General features: G+C 74.7%; 14 protein-coding genes. 9 read left to right on the top strand and 5 right to left on the bottom strand.

All coding sequences use genetic code 11. The annotated features are described in order from the left end of the window. Positions 1-154: 154 nt before the first annotated feature. Positions 155-1,048 carry a hypothetical protein gene (locus ACIBTV_RS11315; protein WP_396703886.1) on the bottom strand — a complete coding sequence of 298 codons (894 nt, stop codon included), beginning with the start codon at positions 1,046-1,048 and terminating at the stop codon, positions 155-157. Between the two features lie 13 nt (positions 1,049-1,061). After that, positions 1,062-1,682, bottom strand: a complete 621-nt coding sequence (locus ACIBTV_RS11310) for a hypothetical protein (protein WP_396703885.1) — start codon at positions 1,680-1,682, stop codon at positions 1,062-1,064. A 492-nt stretch (positions 1,683-2,174) separates the two neighbouring features. Here ACIBTV_RS11310 and ACIBTV_RS11305 point away from each other — a divergent pair, with 492 nt between their 5' ends. From ACIBTV_RS11305 to ACIBTV_RS11275, 7 genes are all read left to right on the top strand, one after another. Further along, positions 2,175-4,745, top strand: a complete 2,571-nt coding sequence (locus ACIBTV_RS11305; protein WP_396703884.1) for a nitrate- and nitrite sensing domain-containing protein — start codon at positions 2,175-2,177, stop codon at positions 4,743-4,745. Further along, a complete protein-coding gene (locus ACIBTV_RS11300; RefSeq protein WP_396703883.1) occupies positions 4,745-5,167 on the top strand; it encodes a roadblock/LC7 domain-containing protein in 423 nt (140 codons plus the stop codon). Before ACIBTV_RS11305 ends, ACIBTV_RS11300 begins: the two co-directional genes overlap by 1 nt. After that, a complete protein-coding gene (locus ACIBTV_RS11295) occupies positions 5,157-5,543 on the top strand; it encodes a DUF742 domain-containing protein (protein ID WP_396703882.1) in 387 nt (128 codons plus the stop codon). Before ACIBTV_RS11300 ends, ACIBTV_RS11295 begins: the two co-directional genes overlap by 11 nt. Then, a complete protein-coding gene (locus tag ACIBTV_RS11290) occupies positions 5,524-6,135 on the top strand; it encodes a GTP-binding protein (protein ID WP_396703881.1) in 612 nt (203 codons plus the stop codon). The genes ACIBTV_RS11295 and ACIBTV_RS11290 overlap by 20 nt, the downstream gene beginning before the upstream one ends. 123 nt (positions 6,136-6,258) lie before the next feature. After that, positions 6,259-7,296 (top strand): lactonase family protein, encoded by a 1,038-nt coding sequence (locus tag ACIBTV_RS11285; protein WP_396703880.1) that lies wholly within the window; start codon positions 6,259-6,261, stop codon positions 7,294-7,296. 154 nt (positions 7,297-7,450) lie between these two features. Then, entirely contained in the window at positions 7,451-9,205 is a 1,755-nt protein-coding gene (locus ACIBTV_RS11280; RefSeq protein ID WP_396703879.1) for a substrate-binding domain-containing protein, read from the top strand. Between the two features lie 217 nt (positions 9,206-9,422). Next, positions 9,423-10,907, top strand: a complete 1,485-nt coding sequence (locus tag ACIBTV_RS11275) for a sugar transferase (protein ID WP_396703878.1) — start codon at positions 9,423-9,425, stop codon at positions 10,905-10,907. A gap of 7 nt (positions 10,908-10,914) precedes the next feature. Here ACIBTV_RS11275 and ACIBTV_RS11270 read toward each other — a convergent pair whose 3' ends face one another. Beyond that, positions 10,915-12,045 (bottom strand): PP2C family protein-serine/threonine phosphatase, encoded by a 1,131-nt coding sequence (locus tag ACIBTV_RS11270; RefSeq protein WP_396703877.1) that lies wholly within the window; start codon positions 12,043-12,045, stop codon positions 10,915-10,917. Between the two features lie 57 nt (positions 12,046-12,102). Between ACIBTV_RS11270 and ACIBTV_RS11265 the strand changes: the two genes are divergently transcribed. Beyond that, positions 12,103-12,678, top strand: a complete 576-nt coding sequence (locus tag ACIBTV_RS11265) for a MarR family winged helix-turn-helix transcriptional regulator (RefSeq protein WP_396703876.1) — start codon at positions 12,103-12,105, stop codon at positions 12,676-12,678. Here the strand turns inward: ACIBTV_RS11265 and ACIBTV_RS11260 are convergent, their stop codons facing one another. Both ACIBTV_RS11260 and ACIBTV_RS11255 read right to left on the bottom strand, forming a co-directional pair. Continuing rightward, positions 12,679-14,349 carry a PP2C family protein-serine/threonine phosphatase gene (locus tag ACIBTV_RS11260; RefSeq protein WP_396703875.1) on the bottom strand — a complete coding sequence of 557 codons (1,671 nt, stop codon included), beginning with the start codon at positions 14,347-14,349 and terminating at the stop codon, positions 12,679-12,681. It abuts the gene before it with no gap. 138 nt (positions 14,350-14,487) lie between these two features. Beyond that, the gene (locus ACIBTV_RS11255; protein ID WP_396703874.1) at positions 14,488-15,726 is read right to left on the bottom strand and encodes an ROK family protein; all 1,239 of its coding nucleotides are present in this window, start codon (positions 15,724-15,726) and stop codon (positions 14,488-14,490) included. Positions 15,727-15,801: 75 nt separating this feature from the next. Here ACIBTV_RS11255 and xylA point away from each other — a divergent pair, with 75 nt between their 5' ends. Continuing rightward, positions 15,802-16,989, top strand: coding sequence for a xylose isomerase (gene xylA, locus ACIBTV_RS11250; protein WP_396703873.1), 1,188 nt, complete (start codon positions 15,802-15,804; stop codon positions 16,987-16,989). Positions 16,990-16,992 lie beyond the last annotated feature (3 nt).

The raw sequence follows: 16,992 nt of genomic DNA, 5'->3' as shown, positions 1-16,992 counted from the left end.
TGTGGGGCGCGCGCGGTTTTCCCCGGGGCCGCTAATTGCCCCGCCCGGGTGACCTGCGGGGGGGGGTGGGCCGGGTGCGCCGGGAGCGGGGGGGCGACGGGGCGGGGGGGGGCGCCCCGGCCTCACCGGCGGGGGCGCCCCTGGGAAGACGGCCTCAGCGGCCGAGCACGCGGTCCAGGAAGTCCCGGTACCGGCGGACGGCCATCCGCAGCTCCTCGGTGTCGGCGGAGCCGGTCTCCTGCCAGGCGCCGAGGGTGTTCCGCTGCGCCGTCAGCGCCGCGGAGAGCGCCTCGATGGCCTCCTCGACCATCGCCTGGGCCTCGGCGGCCGCCGCGCGCGGATCGTCCACGAACCGGAGCTGGACGTCCCGCCAGCGGTCCCGGAAGTTCTGGGCGGTGTCCGCGTCGAACAGGCTCGCCGGCTCGGCCGCCACCGTCGAACCAGCCGGCCGCGAGGTGCCCGCGGCGGTGAGGGAACCCGGCGCGCCGGCCGCTCCGGCGACGGCCGGGTCGGCGTCGGGCGCCGCCGCGTCCGGGTCGACCATCCGCGGGGCGGCGCTGCCGTAGGCCGCCGCGTCGACGGCGCCACCGCGGTCCGCGCTCCCGGCGCCCCCGTCGCCGTCGTGCAGATCGGCGGTCGGGTCGGCCCGGAGCCCCTCCCGGGGGCCCTCCTCGGCGCCGTCGCCCGGCCGAGCCGTCCACTCCTCCCGCGGGTCCGGCTCGTCCGCGGGGCGGGGGCTGGCCAGGGCGGAGGCGGCGACCGCGCCGCCCACGCTGGGGGCGCCGAGCGCGCTCGGCAGCGGGGCCGGCTCGTGGAAGCCGCCCTCGTCGGCGTCCCGCGAGGCCGTCCGGGTGACCCGCGCGTCGTCGTCCCGTTCGGCGTCGGCGCGGTCGTCGACGACCGCCGGGTCGTCGAACGTGCCCCGGTCGTCCAGGGCGTCCTCCGGCACGTCCGCGCGGCCGGCCCGGTCGCCGTTCGGCACCGGGACGGGGGCGGAGCGGACGGCCTCGGGGTGGTCGTTGCTCGCGTGCTGCTCTTCCTGGCGCATCGCGGTGGCCTCCTCAGCGGCTCGTGACGTCGTGGGGCGTGTCCGGGCGGTCCGACTCCTCGGTCGGGTCCGGTTGGCGCTGCTCTGGGGGGCGGTGCCCGACCGGGTCGGCGCCGAGCAGGTCGGCGAAGAGCGCGCGGTAGTGCACCACGGCCTGCCGCAGATCCTCCGTGCCGGCCTCGCCCCGGCTGTTGCGCAGGTGGATCTCGTGGGCGTCCCGGTAGTGGCTCAGCGTGCGGGCGTGCTCGACGGAGAGGTGGGCGAGCTGGTCGGAGAAATCCCCGGTGGGGTAGCCCCGTTCCGCGATGAGGCGGGTGACCAGTTCGTCCGCGTCGCCCACGGTCTCGGCCGGTGAGTCCACGAAACGGACCTGGAGTTCCTCCCAGGCCGCGGCGTAGCGCGCCCGGGACTCGGGGTCGAGCGGGGTGAGCGTGAGTTCGGCGTGGCGGCGCTCGCGCTCCCGTAGCTCCCGCTCGGCGGCCGTGCGGCTGTCCTGCTCGGCGACCGTACGGTCGTACTCGGGCCCGAACCGGCTGCGCAGCGACCGGCGGCGGGCCAGCGTCCACCCGGCGACGGCCAGCGCCGCGACGACCAGGACGACGATGACGATGACGACTATCTGCGTGGGCGACATGGCTCCTCCTTCGCCACCGGTATTCCCTCGGCTCACTGATCGCCAATCCCGATCCGGGGTACTTTCCTGCGCGATCGGTCCCGAGCGGGTCGACGGAGGTGCGCCGGTGCGTCACCGCCACGGCCGGAGAATGGATCTGTTCCAGAGAAGCTGGCCGGCGGCAGGTGGTCCGGAGACGGGCGCGGCACCGGTGCCCGGCCGCGCCCGGGTGGCGCTCCCGGCATCGCGACGACGGCGTCCTCGTCACCGTTCGATCGAGCAGTTCCGGCCGGCCCGTCGGTCATGGTCGGCGGGCGCACGGCGTGTGGCGGGCTCCACACCGGAGAGTCGCGGTAGTCGCAACGGGCGGTAGTGCATCCGCCCGGGATTACGTATCCTTCCCAAGGCGCCCGTGCCGGTGCCCGGCGCCAGGTGTCGGGACGCTGCCCCCGGTGGGAGCGCTCGCCCGGCCGTCGCCGGCGCCGCTGCTGCCACACGTCCGGGCGAGGTCTGATGAGAACGCGCGACTGGCCGATCCGCTCGAAGCTGACCGCACTGGTGATCGTGCCGGTGACGGCTCTGCTCGCGCTGTGGATCTTCGCCACGACGCTCACCTTCGGGCCGGCCCTCGACCTGCTCGCCGCCCGCACCTACCTTTACGACCTCGGCCGGCCCGGCGAGGCCGTCGTCGCCGAACTGCAGCGCGAACGCCGGCTGACCGTGGTCCAGCTCGCCGGCAGCGCTTCGCTGCCCGCCCTGGCCGAGCAGCGGCAACGGACCGACCGGGCCGTCCAGGAGCTGCGCCGCCGGGTCGACGGCGAGGAACTGCGCGACGCCGCCGACGCCGCACTCGAGTCCCGGATCGACCGGTTGGTCGAGGGCCTGGACGCGCTCCCGGCCGGTCGGGAGTTCATCGACCAGCGCAAAATGGACCGCGCGGGCGCGTTCGGCCTCTACAGTGGAGTGATTTCGTCGGCGTTCCAGGCCTTCACCGGGATGGCGGCGCTGCCGGAGCCCGACCTCAACCGGGAGGCCCTCGCCCTGACCGCCCTGGGCCGCTCGCGGGAGCTGCTCGGCCAGGCCGACACCCTGCTGGCCGGTGCGCTCACCGCCGGACGGTTCGGCGAGGGCGAGCACACCCGCCTCGTCCAGATCATCGGCAACCAGCGGCTGCTCGCCGAGGACGCGGTGGCTGACCTGCCCGCCGCCGACCGGACGGCGTACCAGCGGCTCACCGAGGGACAGGCGTTCGCACGGCTGCGCACCATGCAGGACGCGCTGATCGCCGCCGACCGCTCGGCGCCGCCGCCGGTCGACCCGGCCGCGTGGCAGGCCAGCTACGACGCGGCCCAGCAGGAGCTTCGCGAGTTCGAGCTCGCGGCGGCCGACGGGCTGGCCGACCGATCGGTGCCCACCGCCGTACGCGTCCTCGTGCGGCTCGCCGGCGCCGGGCTGCTCGGGCTGATCGCCGTCGTAGCGTCGGTGCTGGTGGCGGTGCAGGTCGGCCGCTCGCTGGCCCGCCGGCTCAGCGGCGTACGCACGGCGGCGCAGGACCTGGCCGAGCACCGGCTGCCCGACGTGGTGGCCCGGCTGCGCCACGGCGAGCACGTCGACGTGGCGCGCGAGGCGCCGCCGCTGGAGTACGGCAACGACGAGATCGGTCAGGTGGGCCGCGCCTTCACGGAGGTGCAGCGGACGGCGATCCAGTCGGCTGTGGACGAAGTCACCCTGCGGCGCGGGCTCAACGAGGTGTTCCTCAACATCGCCCGGCGCAGCCAGGGCCTCGTGCACCGCCAGCTCGCGCTGCTCGACCGGATGGAGCGGGGCACCGAGGACCCGGACGAGCTGGCCGAGCTGTTCCAGGTGGACCACCTCGCCACCCGGCTGCGTCGGCACGCGGAGGACCTGGTCATCCTCGCCGGCGCGGCGCCCGGCCGGGGATGGCGCAACCCGGTCGCGATGGTCGACCTGGCGCGCGGGGCGATCTCCGAGGTCGAGGCGTACGACCGCGTCGACATCACCACCGTCCAGCCGGCGGGCGTGCTGGGCCGGGCGGTCGGCGACGTGATCCACCTGCTCGCCGAGCTGATCGAGAACGCCACGGCGTTCTCGCCGCCCGCCACCCGGGTCGTCATCACGGGGCAGCGGGTCGCCAACGGCTACGCCCTGGAGGTCACCGACCGGGGTCTGGGCATGTCGGAGGCGGCGCTCGAGACCGCCAACCGCAGGCTGACCCGGTCGCCGGAGTTCGATCCGGCCGAGAGCGCGCGGCTCGGCCTGTTCGTGGTCGCCCGGCTGGCGGCCCGGCACGGGGTGAAGGTGAGTCTTCGCCGGTCCGAGCCGAACGGGGTGATCGCCGTGGTGCTGCTGCCCGGCGATCTGATCACCGACGAGCCGGCGCCGCTGGGTCTGGACCTCCCGGCCGGTCGCGGGCCGGCCCGGCCGGACCGGCCGCTGGCCCGGGGCGCCCGACGGAGCACGGTGCCGCGGCCACGGGCCGCCGCCGCGCGGGGTGCGACGGGCCGGCCGGCCGTCGGCGGGTCCGCGATCGCCTCCACGCCCCCGAACGGCGCGGCCGAGCCGAACGGCAACGGCGCCGGGCGGGCACGACCGGCCACAGCCGGCTCGGAGGTCCCGCCCGGTTCGGAGGTCGACGGCGAGATCGACGGCCTTCCCCGGCGGGTCCGGCGACGGACCCCGGGTGCCGGGTCGGCCCGGCCGGCGGTCGCCGACCAGCCCACGCCCCGGGCCCCCGAGGAGGTACGCCGGATCATGGCCGCCCTGCAGTCCGGCACCGCCCGGGGTCGCCGGGCCGCCGAGGAGGCGCGCCCCGCCCCACCCCCCGCCGAGCAGGCCGAGGCGACGGCCCCGGCCGGCGGCGCCGACGTGCCCGGCGCGACCTCGAACGGTGGCGCTGCGGCGAACGGTGGCGCGACCTCGAAGGGCGCGGTCCCGACCGGCGACACCGAGACCGGCCGTGCCGGCACCGAGGGCGGGGTTGCGCCCGTCGGTGACGATTCCATCCGGCCGCCCGATGCCCCGGCGGCCACCGAACCATCGACCGAGACTGAGAGGGACGCCTAGTGCGGCAATCGACGAAGCAGAGCGCCGATCTCGACTGGCTGCTCGACGACTTGGTGGCACGCGTACCGGCCGCCCGCCAGGCGGTGGTGCTCTCGGCTGACGGCCTGTTGCTGGGCGCCACCGCCGATCTGGACCGGGCCGACGCCGAACACCTCTGCGCCCTGGCCTCCGGGTTCGCCAGCCTGGCCCGTGGAGCGAGCCGGCACGTCGACGGTGGGCCGGTGCGGCAGACCGTGGTGGAGATGGAGTCGGCGTACCTCTTCGTGACGGCTGCCGGGCAGGGCGCCTGCCTCGCGGTGGTGAGCGACGCGGACGCCGACATCGGTCTGATCGCGTACGAGATGGCGATGCTCGTCATGCGGGTGGGTGAGAATCTGACCGCCCCGGCCCGACCGGCGGTGGGTGGCGTCGATGCGGAGTGAGCCTCCCGGTCCCCAGCACGAGTGGTTGGACGGGGACGCCGGTCCGGTCGTGCGGCCCTACACGCTGACGGGCGGCCGGGTGCGCTCCGGCGCGGACGGGTTCGACCTGGTGGCGTTCGTCCTGGCCGGGCCGGCGGGGGCGGCCGGGGCCGACCCCCACCTGCCGCCGGAGCACCGGCGTCTGGTCGAGCTGGCCCACCGCCCGGTGCCCGTCGCCGAGTTGGCCGCGGAGCTGGACCTCGCGGTCGGTGTGGTGCGGGTGTTGCTCGGTGACCTGCTGGCCCGGGGCCTGGTCGCGGTGCACGAGCCGCCGGCCGTGCACCTTCCCCACGACGACATCCTCAAGGCGGTGGTCAGTGGACTCCGTGCGCTTTGACCGGGAGGGCGACGGAGGCGCCGACCGCGGGATCCCGCTGGCCCTGAAGATCCTCGTCGCCGGTGGCTTCGGTGCCGGCAAGACGACGCTGGTGAGCGCGTTGAGCGAGGTCCGGCCGTTGCAGACGGAGGAGATTCTCAGCGACGCCGGGGTCGCCACCGACGACCTCTCAGGGGTGGAGACGAAGTCGACCACCACGGTGGCGATGGACTTCGGGCGGATCACCATCAACGAGGACCTCCAGCTCTACCTCTTCGGGACGCCGGGGCAGGACCGGTTCTGGTTCCTCTGGGACGAGTTGGCCTTCGGCGCGTTGGGGGCGGTGGTGCTCGCGGACACCCGTCGGCTGGCCGACTGCTTCCCCTCCATCGACTACTTCGAGCAGCGCGGCATCCCGTTCGTGGTCGGCGTGAACTGCTTCGACGGTTCCCGCCGGTTCGACCTGGAGACCGTGCGGCGGGCTCTGGACCTCGACCCGGACGTGCCGTTGGTGCTGTGCGACGCCCGGGACCGGCAGTCCGGCAAGCTCGTGCTGATCTCGCTGGTCGAGCACGTGGCACGCCAGCGCGGGGAGCCGGTGCCGGCCGCCTGACCCGCCCCGGGGAGCCCGTCCGTGCCGTCGCGGAAATCACCGCGCACCGGGAGGGCTAACCGCGGCGCGTCGCGGGAAACCTCTGGTTGGATCTGACGGAGGAGTCGCGGAGGGGCGGTACGGGTGAGCGGTCGGGGCGAGGTCGTCCACATCGGGTGCTACACGGCACACAGCGGCGGGCGCGGGACGGGGATCATGGCGGCCCGGCGGGACCCGGACTCCGGTGCGCTGACGCTGCTGGGCACCGTCGCGGTCACCGCGTCGCCGTCCTTCCTGGCCCGGCACCCGACCCGGCCCGTCCTGTACGCGGTCAACGAGCTTCCGGCCGGCGGGGTGGGGGCGTGGCGGGTCGGGGCCGACGGCGACCTGGAGCCGCTGGGCAGCCGCCCCACCGGTGGCGCCGAGCCATGCCACCTGGCCGTGCTTCCGGACGGCGGTCACCTCGTGGCCGCCAACTACGGCGGGGGGAGTGTGGCGGTCTTCCCGCTCGACGGGGAGGGAGCGCCGGGAGAGCGCAGCGACCTGGTGGTCCACGAGGGGCACGGCCCGGACCCGGACCGGCAGGACCGGGCGCACGCCCACATGGTCAACCCGGCCCCGGACCGCGGGCCGTTGCTCGCCGTCGACCTCGGCACCGACTCGGTCTACCGCTACGACCTGGACGCGGCCTCGGGCCGGCTGGTCCCTCGGGCGCCACGGGTCCGGACGCCGGCCGGTACGGGCCCCCGGCACCTGGCCCGTCACCCCGACGGCCGCCGTGGCTACCTGGTCGGTGAGCTGGACGCCACGGTCATCGGCTACGAGCTGACCACCGACGGGTCGCTGCACCAACGCAGCCGGGTGAACGCGAGTGGGCGGTCGGGCCACGTGCAGCCCTCCGAGGTCGCGGTGGGCGCGGACGGGCGGTTCCTCTACGTCGCCAACCGGGGCGTCGGCACGGTCGCGGTCTTCGACCTCGGCGGGGATCAGCCGGAGCTGGTCGCCGAGGTGGACACCGATGGTGAGTGGCCGCGGCACTTCGCGTTGATCGGTGAGCATCTGTACGTCGCGGACGAGCGGGCCGACATGATCCGCGTCTTCCGGGTCGACCCGGGGACGGGTGTGCCGCGGCCGGTCGGCGAGCCGGTGGTGGTGCCGAGCCCCACCTGCGTCCTCGCCTGAGCCGTCCGTGGCGAACGCCGATCGATGGATTTGGCCACGCGACGAGGCTGTGCAATGACACAGTGTTGTCAAATAGCGATCAACTGTATCTCCTCGGTAACTTTCGACCGATCGGTTGTGGCAGTCGCCCAGTCGGGTACGCAAGATGGTCTCCGTGTCATCGGGCCGCCATCGCATGCGTTCAAAAATTCGTGGAGTCGTCGCCGCTTCGGCGACGGCGCTCGTCGTCGTCGCGGCGGGTTCCTGGTTCGGTTACCGGGAGTTGGTGAAACCGTCCTGCTCCGGTGAGATCGAGCTTTCCGTGGCGGTGGCCTCCGAACTCGCGCCCGCCGTCGACGCCGCCGCCTCGAAGTGGGTCGAGGACGGCGCGGCCGTCGGCGGCACCTGCATCGCGGTGAACGTCTCCGCCTCCGACCCGGTGGACGTCGCGGCGGTGGTCGCCGCCAAGCACGGCGCGATCCTGGCCGGCGTGGGCCAGGCCAGCGGCACCGCGGTCACCCCGGACGTCTGGATCCCGGACTCCTCCACCTGGCTGCTGCGGCTGAAGAAGGAGGCGACCGCGTTCGCGCCGACCAACGGCGCGTCGGTCGCCCGCAGTCCGGTGGTCGTGGCGATGCCGGTGCCGGTGGCCGACCGGATCGGCTGGCCGGAGACGAAGCTCGGCTGGGCCGATCTGCTCAAGCAGGTGAACAGCAGCAAGCCGCTGCGCACGGGGATCGTGGAGCCCACCCGGGACGCGGCCGGGCTCTCCGGCCTGATGTCGCTGACGGCGGCGGCCAGCTCGGTCGGCGGCGACGCCCAGGGCAACACGGTCGGGGCGCTGCGCGCGCTCGCCACCGGTCGGTCCGCGCTGCGCAACGATCTGCTGGCCCGCTTCCCGACCGCCAACGACCCCACGGCCATCGCCAGCGGCCTCGGCGCCGCGGCACTGTCCGAAGAGGACGTGATCGAGTACAACAGCAAGAAGCCGCCGGTGGAGCTGGCCGCGCTCTACCTGGAGCCGGCGCCGGCGCCGCTCGACTACCCGTACGCGGTGCTGCCCGGTATCGAGCCGGCCAAGGCGTCCGCCGCGCGGGTGCTGTACGAGGTGCTCACCACCGCCGGCTTCCGGGACCGGCTCGCCGCCGTGTCCCTGCGGGCGCCGGACGGCAACTGGGGTGCGGGGTTCAAGGCTCCGCAGGGCGCGCCGAGCCCGGCGGGTGGCCCGCCGACCGCGGCGGCGGACGGCGGCACGGCGGCCGGTGGGCTCGACCCGGTGGCGATCGACCGCGTCGTGTCCAGTTGGTCCATCGCCACCCAGACCGGCCGGATGCTCGCCGTCATCGACGTCTCCGGTTCGATGAAGGACGAGGTGCCGACGGCCAACAACCGCAGCCGTGAGGAGGTCACGGTCGAGGCGGCCCGGCGCGGTCTCGGTCTCTTCGACGACTCGTGGCAGATCGGCCTGTGGACCTTCTCCACCAACCTGGTGGGCAGCCGCGACTACAAGGAGCTCGTCCCGATCGGTCCGCTCTCCGGTCAGCGCGGCAAGCTTGAGGGCGCGTTGAGCGGCATCCGGCCCTCGGACGGCAACACCGGCCTCTACGACACCATGCTGGCCGCCTACAAGGCGGTGCAGGAGGACTGGCAGCCCGGCCGGGTCAACTCGATCGTGCTCTTCACCGACGGCAAGAACGAGGACGACAACGGCGTCTCGCAGCAGCAGCTGCTCACCCAGCTGAAGCGCCTCGCCGACCCGGAGCGGCCGGTGCAGGTCATCATCATCGGTATCGGTGAGGGCGTCAGCAAGGCCGAGCTCGACTCGATCGTCAAGGTCACCGGCGGCGGCAGCTTCGTCACGAAGAACCCGACCGAGATCGGCAACATCTTCCTCAAGGCCATCGCGTTGCGGCCACCCGCGCCACGCTGACTGACTGGCCAGTCAGATCGGGCCCGTCGTACGGCTGAAGCCGTACGGCGGGCCCATTTTCGTACGCGCGGCCCTCCATAAAAGTGACGGCAATACGTCGGAAGTAATCGGCAGCCATAGTTGGCAAGGCAGGATGTCGACGTGTTCCGGCGTCGTCGGTCCGCACCCCCGACCGAGCGTGGGCCGGGGCCGTCCCGGGACGAAGTGGGAGGGGCCGGTGACCTCGGCGACGCTGTTGAGCCCAGTCAGGACGACACCTGGCCCGGAGCCCGGCCCGGCCGGGTCGCCGGCCCGCGCCGACGAGCGGGCCTACATCAGGGTGCTGGTGGTGCTCGACACCGCCGTGCTGACCGTCGCGCTGCTGGCCGGTTACCTGACCCGCTTCGGTGACGGCCGGGCGAGCGGTTCGGAGATCTCGTACGTGCTGGTCGCCCCCGCGCTGCTGATCGCCTGGCTGGTCTCGCTCAAGGCGCTCGGCTGCTACGACGACCGGGTGATCGGCTACGGCGCCGACGAGTACCGCCGGGTCGGCACCGCGAGCCTGCGGTTGGCCGGCGGCATCGCCATCCTCGGTTACATCGCCGACGTGAACGTCTCCCGGGGCTTCCTCGCCATCTCCTTCGCGATCGGCACGATCGGTCTGGAGGCGGCCCGGTTCGCCGCCCGCAAGCGGCTGCACCGGGCCCGCTCCCGGGGCATCGGCTGGTCCCGCCGCGTCCTGGTCGTCGGCGAGGCCGCGCACGTGCTGGAACTCGTGCTCACCCTGCGCCGGGAGCCGTACGCCGGCTACCACGTGGTCGGGGCCTGCATCCCCGACGCGCTGCTGGCGCCGGTCGCGCAACGGCTCGGTGACGTGCCGGTGGTCGGCTCGCTGCGGGGCATTCCCGAGGCCGCCGAGGCGGTCGGGGCGGACACCATCGCCGTCACCGCGTCCGGCGAGCTGACCGCCACCCGGCTGCGTCGGCTCGGCTGGCAGTTGGAGGGCACCGGCATCGACCTGGTGGTGGCGCCGGCGCTCACCGACGTCGCGGGCCCCCGCATCCACACCCGGCCGGTCGCCGGCCTGCCGCTGATCCACGTCGAGGCGCCCGAGTTCCGTGGTGTCCGCAAGCTCGTCAAGGGCTTCGTCGACCGGGCCACCGCGACGGTCGCGCTGACCGTGCTGCTGCCGCTGCTGGCGTTCCTCGCGCTGGCCATCCGCCTGGACAGCCGCGGGCCGGTCTTCTTCCGGCAGACCCGCGTCGGTCGGGGCGGGCTGGAGTTCGGCGTCTGGAAGTTCCGCACGATGGTCGTCAACGCGGACGAACTCCTGGCCGAGCTGGTCAGCCGCAACGAGACCGACGGCCTGATGTTCAAGATGCGCGACGACCCGCGGATCACCCGCGTCGGGCGGGTGTTGCGCAAGTGGTCGCTGGACGAGCTGCCCCAGCTGGTCAACGTGCTGCTCGGGCAGATGAGTCTGGTCGGTCCCCGCCCGCCGCTGCCGTCCGAGGTGGCCCGGTACGACGGGGACGTGGCCCGGCGGCTGCTCGTCAAGCCGGGCATGACCGGGCTGTGGCAGGTCAGCGGCCGCTCCGACCTCAGCTGGGAGGACGGCATCCGGCTCGACCTCTACTACGTGGAGAACTGGTCGCTCGCCGCCGACCTCACCATCCTGTGGAAGACGTTCGGCGCGGTCGTCAACAGCCGCGGAGCGTACTGAGCCGACGTCAGGGCTGCGGGCCGGTCCAGTCCAGGCAGACGACCACGGCGTCGTCGACGAGATCGCTGGCCACGTAGGCACGCAGATCACCGAGGACGGACCGGACGGCGTCCAGGGGGTCCATCGGCCCGGTCCGGCGCAGGAACCGCTCCAGCGCCGAGAGGCCGTACGGGACGTCCTGCGCGGTCGCGTCGACGACCCCGTCGCTGACCACGAAGAGCCGGTCGTTCCGCCGCAGCGCGAACCGCTGCTCGCGGTAGTCGGTCGCCTCGAACATGCCCAGCGGGAACTGGTCCTCCAACGACTGCTCGGTGACCTCCCCGTCGCGCAGCCGCAGCAGCCGGGGCGACCCGGCGTCCACCACCGTCATCACCCCGCCGGCCAGGTCCAGCTCCATCAGCAGGGCGGCGACGTGCTGGCTGCCCCGGTGCAGGTCGTAGATCGCCTGGTCGGCCAGGGACGCCTGGTCGGCCAGGGAGAGGCCGGCCCGGCGGGCGTTGCGCAGGGCGCTGGTGGCCAGCGCGGTGAGCATCGACGCGGCGACCCCCTCGCCCATCCCGTTGATGGTCGCCAGCCAGAGCCGACGTCCGTCGTCGGACCAGTCGAAGCTGTCGCCCCGCACCGCGTACGCCGGCTCCAGCTGCCCGGCCAGGCGGAACGCCGGCCGGGTCCGGCTCCGGCCCGGGAGCAGCTCCCACTGCATCTCGGCGGCGAGGGTCAGCCGGCGGCTGCGCCGGGCCGACCGGTAGACGTCGGTGCCGGCGGAGACGGCGGCCAGCTCGTGGGCCAGTGCGGTGGCGATCTCGGCGAGATCCTCCAGGACGCCGCGGTCGTCCGGGATCGGGGCGACCCGCAGGACCCCCCGCCGCTCGCCGCGCATCGTGACGGGCAGGTACCCGGTCACCCCGCTGCGCACCGGCTCCTGGTGGTCGAAGCAGCGCCAGGCCGGGTGGCCGGGCCCGGCCACCGGCTCGCCGCCGTGCAGCGGCAGCAGCACGGCGAGCCGGTAGTCGACCTGGAGCAGCTCGGTCTCGTCGATCCGGTACGACCGGGCCAGCACGTCGGCGATCCGCTCGACCAACAGGTCGGCGGGCGCCCCGTTGAGGGTCTGTCGTGCCTGGTTGACCGCTTCGCTCATACCCGCTCCTTGATCGCAAGCTCAACCAGGACATCTTCGGAGTAGTCTCGGGCCACCATGGCCGAACTGAACGGTCCACCGGACCCTGAGACGAGTATCGCCGCCGCCCTCGACGCGGCGGCGGGTGCCCTGCTGACCGTGTGGGAGGCGGCGCGGGAGCGGACGACCAGCCGCGTCTCCGGCGCCCAGCTACGCGCCATCATGGTGGTCGAGCAGCACGACGGCATCAACCTCCGTCGGCTGGCGAGCCGCCTCGACATGCTGCTCAGTTCGGCCAGCAGGCTCTGCGACCGACTGGTGGCCGCCGGGATGCTCGAGCGCGAGCCGGGCCGGCTCGACCGCCGGGAGATCTCGCTGCACCTCACGCAGGAGGCGCGTCGCCTCCTGGTGGAGCTGCGGGACGACCGGCGGGAACAGCTCGCCCGTATCCTCGCCGGCATGACGCCGCAGGGGCGGGAGGCGCTGCTGCTCGGGATGCGCGAGTTCGACGAGACCGCGCGCCGGCAGGAGGCCCGGTCCGCGCCGGTGGAGCCGGTGCCCGTCCGGCCGGACGTGCTCGACGGCGGCAGCCATCCGATCCCCAGCCCTCTGGACTGGCCGGCGGGCGAGCCGCCGGTGGCCCGTACGGCCTGATCAGTCGCGTCCGGCGGGGGCGAGGGCGAGCAGCGCCACGTCGTCGTCGCCCCGCCCGGCCAGCCACTCGTCCACCAGCGGCAGCAGCCGGTCGACGAGCGCGCCGGGCGACAGCCCGGCCGAGTCGGCGAGCGCGGCGGACAGGCGTGCCTCGCCGAGCGGCTCCCCGTCAGGTCCGCCACCGCACGCCCTGGTCACCCCGTCGGTCTGGGCCAGCATGACCTCGCCGGGGGCAAGCCGTACCTCCGCCTCGACGAACCGCGCGCCGGCCAGCGCCCCCACCGGCATCCCCCCGACGGCGACCGGCGTGACGACGCCGTCGGCCCGGAGCACCAGCGGGGCGGGGTGCCCACCACCGGCGATCCGCACGCGCAGACCGCCCTCCGGCAGCGGCTCCGCCGTGCCGAGCAGCAAGCTGGTGAACTGGCTGCGCCGGGCGGCGTCGGGCGCGTCGAGCAGGGCCCGGTTGAGCAGCCGCAGCAGCTCCCGTGGGCGCTGCTCCACCAGGCGCAGGGTCCGCAACGACTGGCGTACCCGGCCGGTGAGCACAGCGGCGCCGACGCCCCGACCGCTCACATCGCCGATGGCGAACGTCGCGCCACGGCCGGTGGGCCGGACGTCGTAGAAGTCGCCCCCGATCCGGAGGCTGTCGCCGGTGGCCCGGTAGCCGCCGGCGAGCGCGAGCCCAGGGATGGTCGGCAGCGCCGGTGGCAGCAGATTGTGCTGGAGCACCCGGGCGAGGTGCGCCTGCTCGCCGTAGAGCTCGGCGGTCGCCAGTGCCGCCCCCGCCCGGGCGGCGAACTCGTGGCCCAGCTCGACGTCGCGGCCGTCGAAGTCCGCCCGTCCCGCCCGCCGTACGAGCAGCAGGGCGGCGGCCGGGCCGGTGGCACCGGGCATCGGGCTGACCAGCACCGCGCCGGGCGGGAGACCGGTGGGCAGCAGCGGCGCCAGGGCGGCCAGGTCGGCGGGGCCCCACGCCGCGGGCCGGGGCGGCGGACCGCCGGCCAGCGCGTCGGCGAGCCCGGGGAGAGCGGCGGTCAGCTCGGTCGGGGCGACACCGTCGACCGGAGCCGGGTCGCCGTCGGCGTACCGGTGCCAGTGCGGGACCGGCGCGGCCGGTGGGGCGGGGCGGTGGACCACGATCGCGGCGTCGGCCAGGAAGGGCACGGCGAGCGTGACGGCGGCCCGCAGCGTCCGGGCCCGGTCGAGCGAGAGCGCCAGCCGGCTGCCGGTCCGGGCCAGGAAGGACGTGCGGGACCGCTCGGCCAGCAGGGCGTCGTCGCGGACCCGCTCCTCGGTGACGTCGCGGACGTACCAGGCGTGCCGGCCGCCGGTCAGGTCGCGGCGGGTGCCGCGCAGCCGCCGCCCGCGGTGGTCGCCGTCGAAGTCGCCCGCGCCGGCGAGTGCTGCCCGGGCCAGCGCCGCCACCGGGCTGCGGGCCAGTTCGGCGCCGGGCCGCACCTCCGGGAGCAGCTCGGTGGCCATCGCGTTGATCAGGGTGACCCGGCCGGCGCCGTCGGTGGTGACGACGGCCTCGGCCAGGCCGGCCAGCAGCTCACGGGTCAGCCCGGGGTCGGCCGGCGGGCCGGTCGGGGCGGGCCGCCGGGCCGGTGGGCGAGGCGCCGCGTCGTCGACCGGCTCGGTGGTGCCGTCCCGACGGGTCGCGGTCATCGCCGCCGGTCGCCGGTGGCCCCGGTCCGTCGCCCTGTCCGCATCGCCGCTCCCCGCACCCTCCGCCGGGCATCGTTGCCTGGCGGCAAGCGTACCGATGGGTGCCACCACCGGCGCAGGCGCGCGGGTGGGCGGGGCTCAGGCCGCGCGGGCGAGCCAGCCGGCCGGTCGGGCGATGATCCGGCGGACCACCGAGCCGGCCGCGCCCACCGCGGCGGCGTCGGCGCCGAGCGTCGCCGACCGCACGGTGACCGGCGACCAGGCCGCGGTCAGCACCCGACGGGAGATCTCGGTGAGCACCGGCGGCCCCAGCCAGGGGGTGAGCGGGGCGTAGCCGCCGCCGAGGACCACGGTGTCGAGGTCGAGCAGGTTCACCACGCCGGCGACGGCCACCCCGAGCGCGGTGCCGGCGTCCTGCAGCGCGCGGAGCGCCTCGGCCGTGCCGGCGTCGGCCAACTCCGCCAGCCGTGCCGCGGCGGTGTCCGCCGGCAGGTCCGCCCCGGTCAGGCCGGCGGCGGCGAGGATCGCCTCCTGGCCCGCGTACTGCTCCAGGCAGCCCCGGCCGCCGCACCGGCAGGGGCGCCCCTCGGGCCGTACCGGCATGTGCCCGATCTCGCCGCTCCAGCCCCGGACGCCGCGGAAGAGGGCGCCGTCGAGCACGATCCCGGCGCCGATGCCGACCTCGCCGGAGATGTGCAGGAAGCTCGCCGGCCCGCCCCGGTCCGCGTGCAGTTCGCCGAGCGCGGCCAGGTTGGCCTCGTTGTCGACCACCAGCGGCGGTACGCCCTCGACCGGATCGGTGAGCGGCGGATGCGCGGCGAGCAGCGCCGGCACCGGCACGTCCCGCCAGCCGAGGTTCGGCGCGAGCCGGACGAGCCCGGCGTCGTCCACCAGCCCGGGCACGGCCAGCGCCGCGCCGGCCAGGGTGAGACCCTGCTCCGCCGCGTCGGCCCGCGCCCGCCCGGCCAGCTCGACCAGCCGAGCGAGCGCGTCGGTGGGCGCGACGGGCCGTAGGTCGGCCCGGTGCACGGTGTGGTGGCGCACCTGCCCGGCCAGGTCCACCACGCAGACGGCCAAGTAGTCGACGTTGATCTCCAGGCCGAGACCGGCGGGGCCGTCACCGGCCAGCACCAGCCCCCGGGCGGGTCGGCCGGCACCGGCGCGCGGCGCGGGGTCGGCCTCGGTGACCAGTCGGCCGCTGATCAGGTCTTCGACGACCGCGGAGACGGTGGCCCGGGTGAGGCCGGTCTCGGCGGCCAGATCGGCCCGCGAGGGCGCACGCTCGGCGGCGGCGATGCGGCCGAGCACCACGGCGAGATTCAGCTCGCGCAGGCTGCCTTGGCGGACGGCCGAGGCGGGAGCGGTGGCAGGTGACACCCCTTGACAGTGCCACAGGTCAGGCAAATAATTCAATCGCTGAACAAAATAATGGACCACACCCCGGAGGTTGCCATGGCACCCCGTCCCACCCCCGCCGACAAGTTCTCCTTCGGGCTCTGGACCGTGGGCTGGTCGGCCCGCGACCCGTTCGGCGACGCCACCCGCCCCGACCTGGACCCGGTCGAGTCGGTGCACCGGCTCGCCGAGCTCGGCGCGTACGGCGTCACCTTCCACGACGACGACCTGATCCCGTTCGGCGTCGACGCGGCCACCCGCGACCAGCACATCGCCCGATTCCGCAAGGCCCTCGACGAGACCGGCCTGGTGGTGCCGATGGTCACCACCAACCTCTTCACCCACCCCGTCTTCAAGGACGGCGGCTTCACCAGCAACGACCGCGACGTCCGGCGCTACGCGCTGCGCAAGGTGCTGCGCAACGTCGACCTGGCCGCCGAGCTGGGTGCCAAGACCTTCGTGATGTGGGGCGGCCGGGAGGGCTCCGAGTACGACGTCGCCAAGGACGTCCGGGCCGCGCTGGAGCGCTACCGCGAGGCCGTCGACCTGCTCACCCAGTACGTCATCGACCGCGGCTACGACCTGCGCTTCGCCCTGGAGCCCAAGCCGAACGAGCCGCGTGGTGACATCCTGCTGCCCACGGTCGGGCACGCGCTCGCCTTCATCTCCACCCTGGCCCACCCCGAGCTGGTCGGCCTCAACCCCGAGGTCGGCCACGAGCAGATGGCCGGGCTCAACTACGCCCACGGCATCGCCCAGGCGCTCTGGCAGGGCAAGCTGTTCCACCTCGACCTCAACGGCCAGCGCGGCATCAAGTACGACCAGGACCTGGTGTTCGGCCACGGCGACCTGATGAACGCCTTCGCGCTCGTCGACCTCCTGGAGAACGGTGGCCCGGGCGGCGCACCCGCGTACGACGGTCCCCGGCACTTCGACTACAAGCCGTCCCGCACCGAGGACATCGCCGGGGTCTGGGCGTCCGCCGAGGCGAACATGGCGACCTACCTGCTGCTCAAGGAGCGGGCCGCGGCGTTCCGCGCCGACCCGGAGGTGGCCGAGGCGCTCGCCGCCAGCAAGGTGACCGAGCTGGCCACCCCGACGCTCGCCGACGGGGAGAGCTACGCCGACCTGCTCGCCGACCGCTCCGCGTTCGAGGACTTCGACGTGGACGCGACCGCCGCGCGGGGCTTCGGTTTCGTCCGGCTCAACCAGCTCGCCGTCGAGCACCTGCTCGGCGCGCGCTGAGGC

The organism is Micromonospora sp. NPDC049366, from assembly GCF_044466625.1.
GTDB lineage: Bacteria > Actinomycetota > Actinomycetes > Mycobacteriales > Micromonosporaceae > Micromonospora.
Note: the sequence above shows the minus strand (reverse complement) of the source record. Positions and strands in the feature narration are given on the sequence as shown.

What these genes read in the sequence shown, in the direction of transcription:
- ACIBTV_RS11315 (WP_396703886.1), bottom strand. Translation starts at nt 1,048, where the DNA reads ATGCGCCAGGAAGAGCAGCACGCGAGCAACGACCACCCCGAGGCCGTC.
- ACIBTV_RS11310 (WP_396703885.1), bottom strand. Translation starts at nt 1,682, where the DNA reads ATGTCGCCCACGCAGATAGTCGTCATCGTCATCGTCGTCCTGGTCGTC.
- ACIBTV_RS11305 (WP_396703884.1), top strand. Translation starts at nt 2,175, where the DNA reads ATGAGAACGCGCGACTGGCCGATCCGCTCGAAGCTGACCGCACTGGTG.
- ACIBTV_RS11295 (WP_396703882.1), top strand. Translation starts at nt 5,157, where the DNA reads ATGCGGAGTGAGCCTCCCGGTCCCCAGCACGAGTGGTTGGACGGGGAC.
- ACIBTV_RS11270 (WP_396703877.1), bottom strand. Translation starts at nt 12,045, where the DNA reads ATGAGCGAAGCGGTCAACCAGGCACGACAGACCCTCAACGGGGCGCCC.
- ACIBTV_RS11265 (WP_396703876.1), top strand. Translation starts at nt 12,103, where the DNA reads ATGGCCGAACTGAACGGTCCACCGGACCCTGAGACGAGTATCGCCGCC.
- ACIBTV_RS11260 (WP_396703875.1), bottom strand. Translation starts at nt 14,349, where the DNA reads ATGACCGCGACCCGTCGGGACGGCACCACCGAGCCGGTCGACGACGCG.
- xylA (WP_396703873.1), top strand. Translation starts at nt 15,802, where the DNA reads ATGGCACCCCGTCCCACCCCCGCCGACAAGTTCTCCTTCGGGCTCTGG.